The organism is Micromonospora sp. NPDC047548, from assembly GCF_040642975.1.
Taxonomy (GTDB): domain Bacteria; phylum Actinomycetota; class Actinomycetes; order Mycobacteriales; family Micromonosporaceae; genus Micromonospora.
In genome coordinates this window covers 39,235-53,610 of record NZ_JBEYTI010000036.1, presented here as the reverse complement: position 1 = coordinate 53,610, position 14,376 = coordinate 39,235, and the positions used below count along the sequence as shown (strand labels likewise).

The 14,376-nt window shown below is 68.4% G+C and carries 13 protein-coding genes and 1 pseudogene; 10 read left to right on the top strand and 4 right to left on the bottom strand.

Annotated elements, in window-relative coordinates; genetic code table 11:
- The 5 genes from ABZ807_RS26350 to ABZ807_RS26330 all read left to right on the top strand — a co-directional run.
- The coding region (locus ABZ807_RS26350; RefSeq protein ID WP_357163285.1) for an RNA-guided endonuclease TnpB family protein at positions 1 to 433 on the top strand (433 nt) is incomplete at its 5' end.
- Between the two features lie 370 nt (positions 434 to 803).
- Entirely contained in the window at positions 804 to 1,274 is a 471-nt protein-coding gene (gene msrB, locus ABZ807_RS26345) for a peptide-methionine (R)-S-oxide reductase MsrB (RefSeq protein ID WP_357163282.1), read from the top strand.
- Positions 1,267 to 1,788, top strand: coding sequence for a peptide-methionine (S)-S-oxide reductase MsrA (msrA, locus tag ABZ807_RS26340; RefSeq protein ID WP_357163279.1), 522 nt, complete (start codon positions 1,267 to 1,269; stop codon positions 1,786 to 1,788). Before msrB ends, msrA begins: the two co-directional genes overlap by 8 nt.
- A gap of 118 nt (positions 1,789 to 1,906) precedes the next feature.
- On the top strand, positions 1,907 to 3,133 hold the full coding sequence (locus ABZ807_RS26335; RefSeq protein WP_357163276.1) for an epoxide hydrolase: 1,227 nt from the start codon (positions 1,907 to 1,909) through the stop codon (positions 3,131 to 3,133).
- Positions 3,134 to 3,517: 384 nt separating this feature from the next.
- Entirely contained in the window at positions 3,518 to 4,534 is a 1,017-nt protein-coding gene (locus ABZ807_RS26330; protein ID WP_357163273.1) for a hypothetical protein, read from the top strand.
- A 223-nt stretch (positions 4,535 to 4,757) separates the two neighbouring features.
- Here the strand turns inward: ABZ807_RS26330 and ABZ807_RS26325 are convergent, their stop codons facing one another.
- Both ABZ807_RS26325 and ABZ807_RS26320 read right to left on the bottom strand, forming a co-directional pair.
- Complete coding sequence (locus ABZ807_RS26325; RefSeq protein WP_357163270.1) at positions 4,758 to 5,987, bottom strand: DUF6596 domain-containing protein; 1,230 nt, start codon at positions 5,985 to 5,987, stop codon at positions 4,758 to 4,760.
- The gene (locus ABZ807_RS26320) at positions 5,984 to 6,352 is read right to left on the bottom strand and encodes a YciI family protein (RefSeq protein WP_357163267.1); all 369 of its coding nucleotides are present in this window, start codon (positions 6,350 to 6,352) and stop codon (positions 5,984 to 5,986) included. Before ABZ807_RS26320 ends, ABZ807_RS26325 begins: the two co-directional genes overlap by 4 nt.
- Here ABZ807_RS26320 and ABZ807_RS26315 point away from each other — a divergent pair.
- On the top strand, positions 6,329 to 8,041 hold the full coding sequence (locus ABZ807_RS26315) for an MFS transporter (protein ID WP_357163264.1): 1,713 nt from the start codon (positions 6,329 to 6,331) through the stop codon (positions 8,039 to 8,041). The two genes, ABZ807_RS26320 and ABZ807_RS26315, sit on opposite strands and share 24 nt — an antisense overlap.
- Positions 8,042 to 8,384: 343 nt before the next feature.
- On the opposite strand, the gene ABZ807_RS26310 is transcribed toward ABZ807_RS26315, so the two are convergent.
- Both ABZ807_RS26310 and ABZ807_RS26305 read right to left on the bottom strand, forming a co-directional pair.
- Positions 8,385 to 8,645 (bottom strand): hypothetical protein, encoded by a 261-nt coding sequence (locus tag ABZ807_RS26310; RefSeq protein WP_357163261.1) that lies wholly within the window; start codon positions 8,643 to 8,645, stop codon positions 8,385 to 8,387.
- A gap of 92 nt (positions 8,646 to 8,737) precedes the next feature.
- Entirely contained in the window at positions 8,738 to 10,024 is a 1,287-nt protein-coding gene (locus tag ABZ807_RS26305; RefSeq protein WP_357163258.1) for an erythromycin esterase family protein, read from the bottom strand.
- Between the two features lie 203 nt (positions 10,025 to 10,227).
- Between ABZ807_RS26305 and ABZ807_RS26300 the strand changes: the two genes are divergently transcribed.
- From ABZ807_RS26300 to ABZ807_RS26285, 4 genes and pseudogenes are all read left to right on the top strand, one after another.
- Positions 10,228 to 10,560, top strand: coding sequence for a nuclear transport factor 2 family protein (locus tag ABZ807_RS26300; RefSeq protein WP_357163255.1), 333 nt, complete (start codon positions 10,228 to 10,230; stop codon positions 10,558 to 10,560).
- Between the two features lie 228 nt (positions 10,561 to 10,788).
- Positions 10,789 to 12,060 carry an Ig-like domain-containing protein gene (locus ABZ807_RS26295; protein WP_357163252.1) on the top strand — a complete coding sequence of 424 codons (1,272 nt, stop codon included), beginning with the start codon at positions 10,789 to 10,791 and terminating at the stop codon, positions 12,058 to 12,060.
- 545 nt (positions 12,061 to 12,605) lie between these two features.
- A pseudogene (locus ABZ807_RS26290) lies at positions 12,606 to 12,755 on the top strand (NADH-quinone oxidoreductase subunit A); the annotation flags it as partial.
- Between the two features lie 213 nt (positions 12,756 to 12,968).
- On the top strand, positions 12,969 to 14,294 hold the full coding sequence (locus tag ABZ807_RS26285; RefSeq protein ID WP_357163249.1) for a hypothetical protein: 1,326 nt from the start codon (positions 12,969 to 12,971) through the stop codon (positions 14,292 to 14,294).
- Positions 14,295 to 14,376 lie beyond the last annotated feature (82 nt).

Sequence of the window (14,376 nt, the reverse complement as noted above, 5' to 3'; positions counted from 1 at the left end):
CAACGTGACGGGCATGCTCACCAACCGGCGCCTGGCCCGGCACATCGCTGACGCCGGGTTCGGTGAGCTGCGCCGCCAACTGGCGTACAAGGCTGTGTGGAACGGCGGCCGGCTCGTGGTGGCCGACCGCTGGTATCCCTCCAGCAAAACCTGCTCGGGTTGCGGTGCGGTGAAAACCAAACTCACCCTGACCCAGCGCACCTACCACTGCACCACCTGCGGCCTCACCCTCGACCGGGATGTGAACGCCGCACGTAACCTCGCCGCCCTCGCACACGAGGCGACATCCGCCGGGAGTGGCCCGGTGGCAGGACGTGGAGCCACCCAGAAGACCCACCCCGGTGGGCAGGAGGCAGTGAAACGTCAACCCGGCCCCGCGCTCTGCGCGGGTAAGACCGGGACCGTTGTGCCGCAAGGCAGAACTGCCACATGAGCGCCACAAAGCACTCACTGGCAACGGTGTTGAGTCGCGCCGATGAACCGCGTGGCGGTCGATGTGGACTACGTGCTGGCCGCGACCGCCAACCCCATCCCGGGCGACCTGCCGAACTGCCGACGGTCGCCGAGTACCTGCCGCGTCATCGCCGCAGCCGACCTCTGCGCCCAGCTCACCTGTGGCACCTATTGGCAGCGCATGGCCGCCGGCCGGGGTGACGCACTTTCACGTTCACGCCCCGCCACCACAGTCAGCCCTCGGGAAGGCGCGAGGTTAGCCGGCGGCAGACGGGGTACGCATGCGTGACCCATGGGGAGGTCGGCTGAAACTGGCACCTCCTGCCGACGACCCATCCGAGAGGGACAAGGTGTCACACGAGTATCGCAAGAGCCCCGAGGCGATTTCTCGGCTTTCGCCGGAGCAGTACCGAGTCACCCAGGACGCTGGGACAGAGCCAGCCTTCGACAACGCCTACTGGGACAACAAGGAGCCGGGCATCTACGTCGACATCGTGTCCGGTGAACCCCTGTTTGCTTCCGTCAACAAGTATGACAGCGGTACCGGCTGGCCGACTTTCACCAAGCCGATAGAACCGAGGAATGTGGTCCGAGCCGGAGACTCGAGCTTCGGCATGGTCGGCATCGAGGTCCGGTCGGCGCGCGGGGACAGCCACCTCGGCCATGTGTTCGACGATGGCCCCCCGGAGGCGGGAGGACTGCGTTACTGCATGAACTCGGCCGCGCTTCGGTTCATTCGGCGCGACGACCTCGAGCGTGAAGGCTTCGGCGAGTACCGCAGGGTGTTCGAACACCCGGACGGGGAGCGAAGCGATGACTGACACGGCTGAGAAGGCGATCCTGGCCGGCGGCTGCTTCTGGGGCATGCAGGACCTCATCCGGAAACGCGAGGGCGTGCTCGCCACCAGGGTCGGCTACACCGGCGGAGACGTACCGAACGCGACTTACGAGAACCATGGTTCCCACGCCGAGGCGATCGAAATCGTCTTCGACCCCCAGAAGCTGTCCTATCGAGACCTTCTCGAGTTCTTTTACCAGGTCCACGACCCGACGACCAAGAATCGTCAGGGCAACGACGTCGGCACCAGCTACCGGTCAGCCATCTTCTACTGCAACGACCAGCAGCGGCAGGTCGCCGAAGACACGATCGCCGACGTCGACGCCTCTGGCCTGTGGCCAGGCAAGGTGGTCACCGAGGTCAGCCCTGCCGGACCGTTCTGGGAGGCCGAGCCCGAACACCAGGACTACCTGGAGCGGTATCCGGCGGGTTACACCTGCCACTACGTCCGGCCGGACTGGAAGCTTCCCCGTCGCAGCGAAAACGTTAGTCGGTAGATCCGCGGGCCAGGCCCGTCCCGGGAGGTCGCGCGGGATTACTCGTATCGCCCGCGATCACGGGAAAGGCGCTCTAGGGTCGAACTGAAGGGCGACTCGGAACGAAAAGGAGGCCTTCGTGGCTGTCAAGACCGAAGCGCGACCGAGTACCACAGAGGTCCGGCCGTTCAACATAGAGATCCCCGAGGCGGAACTCGAGGCGCTGCGGGCGCGCATCGCGGCCACGCGCTGGCCCGAAAAGGAGACCGCCGCAGATCAGTCGCAGGGCGTGCAACTCGCGACGATCCAGGCACTCGCGCGCTATTGGCAGACAAAGCACGACTGGCGCAGGGTCGAGGCGAGTCTGAACGCCCTACCGCAGTTCATCACCGAGATCGACGGGCTGGACATCCACTTCATCCACGTCCGTTCGAAACATGAAGACGCATTGCCGCTGATCGTGACGCACGGATGGCCCGGCTCGATCATCGAGCAGCTGAAGATCGTGGATCCGCTTACCAATCCCACGGCGCACGGCGGGAGCGCATCCGATGCATTTCACTTGGTGATTCCGTCGTTGCCGGGCTACGGTTTTTCGGGCAAGCCGAGCCAGCCCGGCTGGGGCCCGGAGCGCATCGCACGGGCCTGGCCGGAGCTGATGAAGCGCCTCGGATATTCGCGGTTCGTGGCACAAGGCGGCGACTGGGGCGCGGTCATCGTTGATCTGATGGGGCTGCAGGCGCCTCCGGAACTGCTCGGCATCCACACCAACATGCCTGGCGCGGTTCCAACCGACATTGACAAGCTGCTCCAGTCTGACATCAGCGGGGCCAACAACGCACTCGGCAAGCTGCCAGCCAATCTCTCGGCGGACGAAAAGCGCGCGTACGAGCGGCTCGCCTTCGTATATCAACACGTCGCCTACGGCCTCATGATGGGTACGCGCCCGCAAACGCTCACCGGATTGGCGGATTCGCCCGTCGGCCTGGCGGCGTTTCTGCTCGACCATGACGCGCGTAGTCTCGACCTGATCTCACGAGCCTTCGCTGGACAGCCCGAGGGCCTTACCCAAGACGACGTCCTCGACAACATCACGCTCTACTGGTTGACGAACACGGCGATTTCTGCGGCTCGTCTCTATGCAGAGAACAAGCTCTCCTATTTCGCCGCCAAGGGAGTCTCCATCCCGGTTGCCGTGAGCGTTTTCCCCGATGAACTCTATGAGGCACCGCGTAGTTGGACAGAGCAGGCGTACCCCAATCTCATCTATTACCACAAGCTCGACAAGGGCGGGCACTTCGCGGCCTGGGAACAGCCCCAACTCTTCTCCGAGGAGGTTCGCGCCGGCTTCCGGTCGCTCCGCTAGTGTCGCCTGTCGTAAGTGGTTTTGTGGTCTGGGTGCGGGTCAATGAAGGTATGTCTGTTGCCGCGCCGTTGGCGCTTCGCCCCGGAGACGGGGCCCGTCTCCGGGCGTTGACGCGGTCGTCGCAGATTGCGGCGGGTGTGGTCCAGCGGGCGAGGATCGTGTTGCTGGCCCCGGAGGGGTCACGAACGCGGCCATCGGGCGTCAGGTCGGGGTGTCGACACCGACCGGTCCTGGCCTGGCGTGACCGGTACGACGCGGGCGGGATCGACGCCTTGGCCGACCGGGAACTCTGGGGTCGCCCGAGGGCCGCCCAAGCTCGCCAACTCCGTTGAGCCGCTTGATGTTGGACGGAAACCGGCGCCCGTCGCACCACGTCCAACAGCAATGGGCGATGGCGAGGTTGAAGACCAGGAACCGGATTCCGGTCTGGAGGGTGGTATCGGGGACGAGTCGGTGGGGTCAGCTCGCCAGCTTGTCCGTCGTCCCGGATTTGGCCGTGTCGAGGTCGAAGTCGTGCCGTCCCGGCGCGTGTGGGAGTTGCTGCGACGCACGCGATCACTCGCGATGGCTGCCCGATGGCGACTGTTGGCCCTGTGCGGCGCATTCTTGGCGACGATCCCCACGTGGCCGGCCCTGGACGGTGTGTTGCGGACCAGCCCCGCTACCTGGCGGCCGGCCCCGGACGGTGCGTTTCGGACCAGCCCCAATTTCGAGGCCGGTGAGATCGTCCTGCTGCTGGCGATCGTGCTGGTAGTGCCGATCGCCTGGGTCGTGGTGGCCCCTGGTCCTGGTCGGATTGTCGGTGCCCTGCTCGTCGCGTCCGCTGCCGGATGGTCGTTTGCGACCCGGCTGTGGGCGAGCTGGGCCATACCGCCCACCGTGGATGACGCACTGCGCGGATCCCTGGCTGTCGGGTGCGCGATCGTGGTCACGGCCCTGTGGTTCGACCGGCACCGACACCCGATCATCCGGCGGCCCTGGCTCGGCTTGGCGCTGCTGGGCGTCGCATGCGCCGCGGTCGTGGTGCTGCCCGCCGTAGGTAACGCCTCGATCCCGGGGCGGGATGGGCTGCTGCCGCTGCCGGAGGGAGTGGTCATCGTGGCCGAGGACGCCGGCTGCGAATCCCGCGGCTCGTGTGTGCGTAGCTTCCAGCTGACCGCCGACGACGGCGCGGATCCGCAGGAGGTAGCACGTCGGCTGACCCGTCATCTCGAAGATCGCGGCTGGCGGATCGGCGTCGAACACGAGGCGAAAGCGTGCCGGCCGCTTGGCTATCTGGCGAACCCATACCGGACCTGCGTGTCCATCTTGCATCTGCGCGGCCCGGGCACGGTCGAGGTGCTCTTCAACGTCTTCAATCCACGCGAGCCGCGGATCAGCTACGCATCAGAGACACCTTGACCCCCGCCTACTTCGTGGAGCCACAATGCCGCGGCCGCCTCACCCCGATCGAGTTCGAGACAATCGACCAGCCCGCACACGCGGCCTGAACCACTCAACCCCGCGAGTCAACCAAACCCGGGGCAGTCCCCAAGTTGTCGTTGCCGTCCCAGCGGGGCTGCTGTGACGGATCGGCGCCGAGCTCGAAGATCTCCGCAGCCGTCGTCTCGCGCTGCAGCCGCGTTCAGGTGAGCCGCTTGGCGCGTTCGGTGAGGTAGCGCTGTTCTGGGATGCTGGCGGTCCGCTTCGCGGCCAGCCGGTACGCCTCCCGGGCGGCGGCGGTATCCCCGGCCAACTCCAGGAGGTGGGCGCGAACGGCGGGCAGCCGGTGGTGTCGGGCCATCCGCTCGTCGGTTTCGAGGGTGTCCAGCAGTTTCAGCCCCGCTTCCGGCCCATCGGTCATGGCCACGGCGACGGCCCGGTTGAGGGTGACCATCGGGTTCGGCGATAGCCGTTCCAGGATTCGGTACAGCGCGGCGATCTGCGCCCAGTCGGTCTCCGCTGCGCTGGAGGCCTCCAGGTGTACCGCCGCGATCGCCGCCTGCAATTGGTACGGTCCTGGTGGCGACTCGGCCATCGTCCGCGTGATCAGAGCGACGCCCTCTTTGATCGCGTCGGTGTCCCAGCGGGTACGGTCCTGCTCGGCGAGCGGCACCAACACCCCGTCCGGGCCGGTACGCGCTGGGCGGCGGGCGTCGGTCAGCAGCATCAGTGCGAGCAGTCCGGCGACCTCGCCGTCGGTCGGAAGAATCCGGTGCAGTAACCGGGTCAACCGAATCGCCTCAGCTACCAGGTCGGGGCGCTGAAGGTCAACACCGGAACTCGCCGTATATCCCTCGTTGAAGATCAGGTAGAGGACGTGTCGCACCACCCGTAGCCGGTCGAACCATTGCGACCTTGGGGGCAGGTCGAAGGTGGCACCCGCCGTTTTGATCCGCTGCTTTGCCCGACTGATCCGTGGCCCCATCGTCGCCTCGGGCATCAGGAACGCGGCGGCAATCTGAGCGGTGGTGAGGCCGCCGAGGGCGCGCAGGGTCAACGCCACCTGGGAAGCCGGGGTGAGGGACGGGTGGCAGCACATGAACAGCAGGGTGAGCGTGTCGTCCGCCTCGGGCACCTGCTCGGGGGCGACACCGGAGATCACGGGCGCCCCGGCCAGCGCGGCGGCGGTCGCCTCCCGGCGGCGCCGGGCCGCCTCACTACGTACATGGTCAACCAGCCTGCGGGTCGCTACGGCAGTCAGCCAGGCTCTCGGATTGTCCGGCACCCCGTCGGCGGGCCACTGCGTCGACGCGGCGAGCAGCGCCTCCTGCACGGCGTCCTCGCAGGCGTCGAACTGCCCGTACCGGCGCGTCAGCGCACCGAGGACCCGCGGGGCGAGTTCCCGCAGCAGGCCCTCGGTGCGCTCGGTCACATCTCCATCCCGGTCGAGAACATCACCGGACGCACCTCGACGCCCAACCCGTCGATGCCCGCATCGGGGATCATCGCGGCCAACTCCAGCGCCCGGTCCCGGTCGGCGCATTCAACCAGGTAGTAGCCGCCCAGGAACTCCTTCGCCTCCAGGTACGGGCCATCGGTGATGACCGGGACGCCGTCACGCACCCGGACTACCGCGCTGTTGGACGGATCGGCCAATGCCTGGGTGAAGATCAGCTCACCGGATTCCTGAATGGTTTTGATGAAGTCACCATGGCCATTCATCAGCGCGGTGCGCTGGTCCTCGGTGAGCGCGTCCAGCGCGGCCGGGTTGTTGTGCAGCAGCAGCAGAAACTTCATGCCTCGTCTCCTCGCGTTCTCGGCCCCGTGGTGGGCCCGACGCTATGGAGTCGGGGCACACCGTGCGATCTTGACGTCGGCCGCCGAACTTCTCTATGCACGTCAGAAGCCCGAGAACTGGTCCGGCGACCCGGCGCAAGAACCTCCGACCAGCACCGACCTCCTCACGACAACCGCTTCGACGAGGAGGAACCGTACGTGGCCACGATAACGCGTCCCGATGGTGCCAGCCGCGCTGGCCTGCGTGAATGGCTGGGCCTGGCCGTGCTCGCGCTGCCCACCCTGCTGGTGGCTCTGGACATCAACTCGGTGTTTCTGGCGCTGCCCCACCTGAGCATCGACCTGCATGCCAGCGCCACGCAGCAGTTGTGGGTGGCGGATGGATACGGGCTCATGGTGGCTGGATTCGTCGTCACCATGGGCACCCTGGGGGACCGGATCGGCCGGCGGCGCCTGCTCATGATCGGCGGCGCGGCGTTCGGTCTGCTGTCGCTGGTGTCCGCCTACGCAGTCAACCCACTGATGCTGATCGTGGCCCGGCTGCTCCTGGGAGTGGCGGGTGCCACCCTGATGCCGTCTACGCTCGCCCTGATCAGCACCATCTTCACTGACGCCCGGCAGCGCACCCTAGCCATTACGACCTGGTCCACCTGCGTGTTCGCCGGCGCAGCGCTCGGCCCGGTGCTCGGCGGGGTGCTGCTCACCCACTACTGGTGGGGATCGGTGTTGCTGATCGGTGTGCCGACGATGGCCGCGCTGCTGGTCGCCGCCCCGCTGACGCTGCCCGAGTCCCGCAACCCCGACGCCGGCCGGCTCGACCTGACCAGCGTGATGCTCTCCCTGGCCGGCATCCTCCCCCTCACCTACGGTGTCAAGCAATTGGGCGCGGACCGGGCCGACGCGCCTCTTGCACTGGGCGCCGCTGCTATCGGTGCGCTCTTCGCCGTGCTGTTCGTCCGGCGCCAGCGCGGCCTGCCCGACCCGCTGCTACGGCTGGATCTCCTGCGCGATCGCATCGTGGGCGGCGTGCTGGCCGCGCTGGTCGTCACCGGCGCCGGGCTGGCTGGCGTCGGTCTGCTCACCACGCAGTACCTGCAGATCGTGTGCGGGCTCTCACCGCTCGCCTCGGCCGTGTGGTTCGCCCCGATGGGACTGGCATTGGCCGCCGGTTGCACGCTCGCCCCGCTGACCCAGCGCTGGATGTCCCCCGGCGCCGCGATCGTCGCCGGCCTGGCGGTCTCCACCCTCGGCTTCCTGCCGGTCGCGCTGGCCAGCGGCCCAGTCACGGTGATCGTCGGGACCGCGGTGATCGCCCTGGGTACTGGCCCGCTGTTCGCGCTGGGCACTGGCATGGTGATCGGCTCCGTCCCCCCGGAACGGGCCGGCTCGGCCGCGGCGCTGTCGGAGACCAGCAACTATCTGGGCGGCACGGCCGGCATTGCCCTGTTCGGTACCGTCGCGGCGGGCGTGTACCACGCCCGACTGGCCGGATTCGGCGGAGCACCGGCCGCCGCACGTGAATCCGTCGCCGGCGCCACCTCAGTGGCCGCCACGCTCCCCGCAGGCCCAGCTGACCGGCTGCTGGAGGCCGCACACACCGCATTCACCAGCAGCCTCAGCCTGGTCGCCGCCTGCGGCGCCGTGCTGTTTCTCGCCTTGACCATTCTCGCCGCCCGGCGCTTCCGCTGACCGAACGCCATGCGGCGAGCCGCGGGTACGGAGGCGCTGGACCTGCCGGTCCAGTAGGCGGCAGCCGCCACATCGTCTGGGGGGTGTCGCCGCAGATCGTGCGCGCTGGCCCGGTGCCTGTCGCACCGCTGATTTTCAGCCCGAGCCGGACCTCGCGCCGTGTCCACCAGTTGCCGTCGCCCGCGCCGTGCGATCCGTGGCCGCGGTAGAGGGCGCCGCATCACGCCCCTCGGCTCTCCATCCATTGCGGTGTCTCTGCTCGTGCCGACCGGGTACCAGCCGCGCCGGACGGAGCCTCCGGCGCGACCCGGACCCGGTCGGCAACGGGTCGAAACCCGATGTCCTACCGGCTTCTCTTGAGCTGGTCGCAGAGCTTCTCGGGATTACGCACGAAATCCATCCCCCTGTCGCGCACTCGGGAGAAGTCGTCGATCATGTGCTGCACCTCGCCGGGGGTGAACCGTCGGTCCTCGTCGCCCGACTTCTTCAGCCACCCGATCACGTCGTCGTAGCTCTTCCAGTCCTGCCTGCCCATCAGGCGCTCGATGTCGGTGACGTCGTAGTCCTTCTGCATCGCCTGACTGGACGGGTCGTGGATCTTCATTACCTGTTCCTCCCCGTGTGACCTGGTCTGCCGCGCGATTGCCCGACGCGTCCGGCGGCAAACGGCCCGCGACATGATCCGCCGCGACCGTGTCAGACGCCGGATGGATACGTCTCGGCCTCGGCCAGGCTGGTCGGTCGCACGCGCAGCGGCCGGACCGCCTGGGTCTCGTCGATCCAGCAGAAGGCGTCGTAGCGGTCGCCGAGCACGGTCGGTACGTAGTTGCCGAAGCTTTCCCGCGAGGGGTGGTAGACGACTCCGATCGCCCGGTGGTCGAGTTCGTCGGTGAGCACGTCGGGCTTGCCGTCGCGCGGGAAAACGAACAGGGCCTGCGCGGGCGCGGCGCCGTGCAGGGCGTCCTCCAGTGAGTGCCGGCGGCCCGGTGGCACCGGCATCACCTCCATCGGCGCGCCCCAGGCGTCACCGGCGACGACTGTGCCGTGGTGGGTGCCGAAGCCGACCAGCACGACCTGGTCCGGACCGTACCGTTCCCGGGCGAGCTGGCCGATGTTGACCTCTCCGGCGTCGGTCATGTCGGTGGCGCGGGCATCCCCGACGTGGGTGTTGTGCGCCCAGACGAGCGCCTTCGACCCCGGCCCGTAGTGCCGCAGCAGCCGGTCGAGGGTGTCGTCCATGTGCCGGTCGCGGACGTTCCATGACTCCCGGCCACCGCGCGCCATCGTCCGGTAGTAGCGCTCGGCCCCGGCGACGATCTCGGCGTTCTGCCAGGCCACGAAGCGGCCCGCGCCGCCGCCCCCGGCCCGCTCGCGCAGCCCGACGAGCAGGTCCACCACCTCGTTCTCGCAGTTGTTCGGCACGAACCGGGTCGCCAGCGCGTACTGCTGCGGGTCCTCGTCGTACGGCTGGAAGCAGCGGTACGCGGCCAGCGCCGCCGGCACCTGCTCCGGGTCGTGCTCCTGCAGCCAGGTGATGATCTCGCGCAGCGACTCCCACAGCGAATACACGTCCAGACCGTGGAACCCGGCGCGGTTCGGCTCGTCCGCACTCGCGTTGCGGATACGCAGCCAGCGGGTGAAGTCGATGACCTCCTCGTTGGCCCACATCCAGGTCGGCCAGCGCTCGAAGGTGGCCAGCGCGTCCCGCGGGTCGCTGGGCGCGTCGGCCTGGCAGCGGACACTGCGGTCCACCCGGTCGCAGTCGGGCCAGTCGCCCTCCACGGCGACGAACGAGAAGCCCTTCTCCTCGATCAGCCGCCGGCTGATCGCCGCGCGCCAGGTGTAGAACTCGTGGGTGCCGTGGCTCGCCTCGCCGAGCATCACCACCCGGGCGTCCCCGATCCGGTCCAGCAGCACGTCCAGGTCACCCGGGTCGGCCAGCGGCGCTGCCAGCCCGGTCACCTCGTCGTCGTAGCGACCCATGTTCACCCCCGCCGCGTCAGGTCCCGGCTCGTGGTCATGCCCCTGGCGTACCCGGCCCGGCATCGGCCATGCGAGCCACCGGAACCGGTAGCGGCGCGCCGGCGCCGCTACCGTCGACGTCGGGATGCACGTCCGGTGCGGGACGCCTGACGAATGACCGGTGTCCTGTCGGGTACGCGGGCGGCGACACCGAGGAGAGGCAGATGACCGTAACCGTTCCCGACGTGATCGTCCGTTACTACAAGCTGGCCGCCGAACCGGACGTCGACGCCTTCGTCTCCTGCTTCACCGACGACGCGATCGTGGCCGACGAGGACCGGACCTACGAGGGTCCGGCGGCGATCAGGGCGTGGCGTGAGCGGACGACGGCCCAGTTCGACTACAAAGCGATCCCGGAGACGGTCGAGGAGGAGGCCGGCGGCAACCTGGTGGTGACGACGCTCGTCTCGGGCACGTTCCCGGGCAGCCCGGTCCGGCTGCGTTACCGTTTCACGCTGCGCGACGGCTTGATCGGTGCCCTGGACATCCGTCCGTAGGGCTCTGAGGGCCGCCCTTTTTGTTGGTCGCGGCTCCATCCGACCGACCCGCTTGTGATTTCAGGTCGAGACGGGCACGAAGTCGGATCGCGGGTGCATTTTTACCGAACTGCGAACCGGGGGAAACGTCGCCCATAAGCGAGTTTCTGAATCCGCAGAAATTGCCCCGTACGTCTCCGCACCGTGGAGAGAATGTGGCGGAGGGAAAGCCATGAACGGGGGAACAGTATGGGGTTCAGGCGGCGATTGACGCTGGTGTCGGTGACCCTTGCGGCCACACCGTTGGTCCTCGACGGGTGTACCGCCGATCGTATGCCGGGCGCCCGGCCTGCTGAGCGAAGGGCGGCGGCCCCGCAGCTGACGGTGACGCCCGACGACCACTCACGGGACGTGCCGATCACCGCCGACGTGGGCGTCCGGGTCAGCGGCGGTCGGATCACCGCCGTGCGGATCGCCGACGACAAGGGCGCCGAGGTCAAGGCCGAGCCCCGCGACGACGGCTCGGCCTGGGTGCCGAGCGCTCCGCTGCAGCCCAGACGGACTTACACCGCCGAGGTGACCGCCACCGGCGACAAAGGGACGACGACCACCCGGAAGACGACCTTCACCACCATGCCTGAATCGTCGAAACCGGCGATCACCAGTACGTTGTATTTCGCCGGCAACCAGACGTACGGCACGGCGATGCCGGTGACCGTCGCGTTCGACCCGCCCGTTCCCAAAGACGCCAGGGCCGATGTGCAGCGCCGGTTGTTCGTGAAGACAAACCCCCCGCAGCCGGGCACCTGGTCCTGGTTGGACGACGGCAGCGAGGTCTACTACCGGGCACCGGACTTCTGGCGACCTGGCACCGCGATCAGCGTCCGAACCGGGTTGGAGGGGCTGCCGATCGGCAAGGACCGTGTCGGTGACGCCGACCGGAACGCCACCTCCAAGATCGGTCGCCAGGTGTCCCTGGAGGTCGACAACGCCACCAAGCAGATGTCGGTGCTGCGCGACGGGAAGCTGATCCGCAAGATCCCGGTCAGCCTCGGCAAGCCGAGCACGCCGACGTCCAGCGGCAAGATGGTGATCATGGAGAAGCACCAGTACGCGACGTTCGACACCCGGGGCGACCCGATGGGCGGCTACGTGGTTGACGTCGAGGACGCCCAGCGGCTCACCGATGGAGGCGAGTTCATCCACGGGGCACCGTGGTCCGAGGGGGATCAGGGCAACACCAACGTCTCGCACGGCTGCACCAACGTCTCCGCCGCCGCCGCCGACTGGCTGATGGGCGTCACGCAGGTAGGCGACCTGGTCACCTTCACCGGCACCGAGGTGAGGTTGGAGCAGGGCAACGGATGGACGGCCTGGAACGTCAGCTGGGACGAGTTCGTCAGGGGCAGCGCGCTGCCGGTCCCGGCCGGGCTCCGGCCGACCCCGAGCCAAACGCCGCATCCCGGTGCCGTGGCCGGTGGTGGCTCGCCGACGCCGGCCCCGTCCGTCCGCGGCGGCTGATCCGGGCGTCCGCCTTCGCACGGTGGTGGGCGCGGTCGCAGCCGGATGCTCGTCCCGACGGGCGGCGCCTCGGCCCACCTCAGGCTCTCGACGCCCGCGCCCCCGTCCGCCGCGCTGCTGGCCGGCGTTACGGCCGCAGGGTGTCAACCCGGGGAAATGCTTGGGCGAGGTCTTCACGCCCGCCGCTCGGTGGGCCTGGATCTCCTGGCCGGCGTTACTGACCACGACGTCGGGGTCCGCGGAGAAGCTACGGTCGAGTTTGCCGTTACCGTTCACCCGCTCGCCGCGGAATCCGACGACGAGCAGGCTGGCGACCTTTCGCCGCAGCGCAGAGTCGTCTCCCGACCCCGCTGAAGGCTGCCGTCCGGGGCTTCTTGCAGGCGTCGTCGGGCGGGAACCCGGCGATGCGGCATCGGTGGATTCACAGCCGGTCAGCGTCGCCACGGCAGCCGAGCCCGCTGCGGCGAGCAGCAGCCGCCGGGGCAGACGCACGGTGTTCACCGCCGCACGCCAAGCCTCGTCTGCGTCTGTACGCCGTCACACGGAAACAGCTCTTCATGTACCCGTGGTCGGTGGTCGTCGCCGAGCTGGGGGCCACGGCCATCGTGGAGATGTTCGTGTTCCTCGGCGGGGTGTTCGTGGCGGTGCTGTGGACCTGCTACCGCCGCTGCCCTGACCGTCGAGCAGATCACTGATCTACTCGTCCAGGCCGGCTGGCGCCACCACATCGCCGCGACCGCAACCCGGCTGCACGCCATCTTCTGCGGCCGGCGGCATGCTCGGGCGTCGCCAGCCCGGGGCAGGTTTCTTTTCGCCCGAGGGCTAGCGACAGCTGAAGGTTTTTGGCAGGGTGGCACCCACTATCGTGATCGCCCCCTGTGGCGGCACGTCCGACGTGAGGGGGCGCCGTGCGTAGACCTTCCCGAATCCGATCACTTGCCGTCGCGGGCGCGGCGACCCTGCTCGCCGTGGTGGCATCTCCGGCCAGCGCACACGAGCCGTGGGATGACGGTTCCGTTCCGCCGCCCCCGCCGAGCAGTCCGGCCGACGGCTACAGCAAGAACATGCACCTGCTCTCGACCGACGAGCACACCGGCGGGGTGAACTCGGACCTCGCCTTCTCCGGGAATCTCGTCTTCGCCGGCCACTACGGCGGCTTCCGGATCATTGACATCGCCGAGCCGGGCGCGCCGGTCGAGCTGGCCGACGTGCACTGCAACGGGCCCCAGGGCGATGTGTCCGTCTGGGGTGACCTGCTGTTCCTGTCCGTGGACACCCCGCAGAGCACGCCGGGCTGCGAGGGATCCCGCAACGTCACCGCGTCCACCCCGGGCGCCTGGGAGGGCGTACGGGTCTTCGACATCAGCGACCCGCGCGCGCCGCAGTTCCTCCAGGCGATCCGGACCGACTGCGGCTCGCACACCCACACCCTCGTGCCGCGCGAGGACGGCGGCACCTACATCTACGTCGCGTCGTACCCGCTGAGCGCCAGCAACATCGGACCCGACTGCCAAGCCCCGTTCGAGCGGATCTCGGTGATCGACGTACCCGGTGGCGACGCCGCCGCCGGCCTCGCCGCGAAGGTCGTCGCCGAGCCCACCATCAAGGGGATCGACCTCTTCTCCGGCGCGTCCGGTGACTTCTTCGCCTGCCACGACATCCAGGTGCTCACCCCGCGCAAGCTCGCCGCCGCAGCCTGCCTGTCCCAGGGCCAGCTCTGGGACATCAGCAACCCGCTGGCACCCCGGGTGACCGCCAACATCGACACGCCGGACGTGGACATCTGGCACAGCGCGGCGTTCACCCACGACGGAAAGTACGTCACCTTCGGCGACGAGTACTTCGGGCCCGCGCAGGAGCCGTTCGGGGCGCTCTGGACGTACGCGGTCGACAACCCGAGCACCCCGCTGAGCCACCTGCGCATTCCCCGCGCCGAGCCGAACACCTACCACAACTTCAACTACGTGCCGGTGGCCGGCCGAAACATCCTGGTCTCCTCCGCCTACGGCTCCGGGACCTCGGTGGTCGACCTGACCGACCCGACCAACCCGAAGGAGATCGGCTACTACGACATGCAGTCCAACCAGTGGTCCACCTACTGGTACAACGGCCTGATCATCGCCAACGACATCTCCCGGGGCGTGGACGTGATCCGGTTCAGCGGACGCGAGACGGCTGGCGCCAAGAAGCTGCCGATGCTCAACCCGCAGACCCAGACGTTCCTGCTCAACTGACACTGCCACGCGAAAGCGGGCGGGTGCCGACGGCGCCCGCCCGCTTCTCGTGTCGGACAGCGAACCGCGTAAACCCCGCACG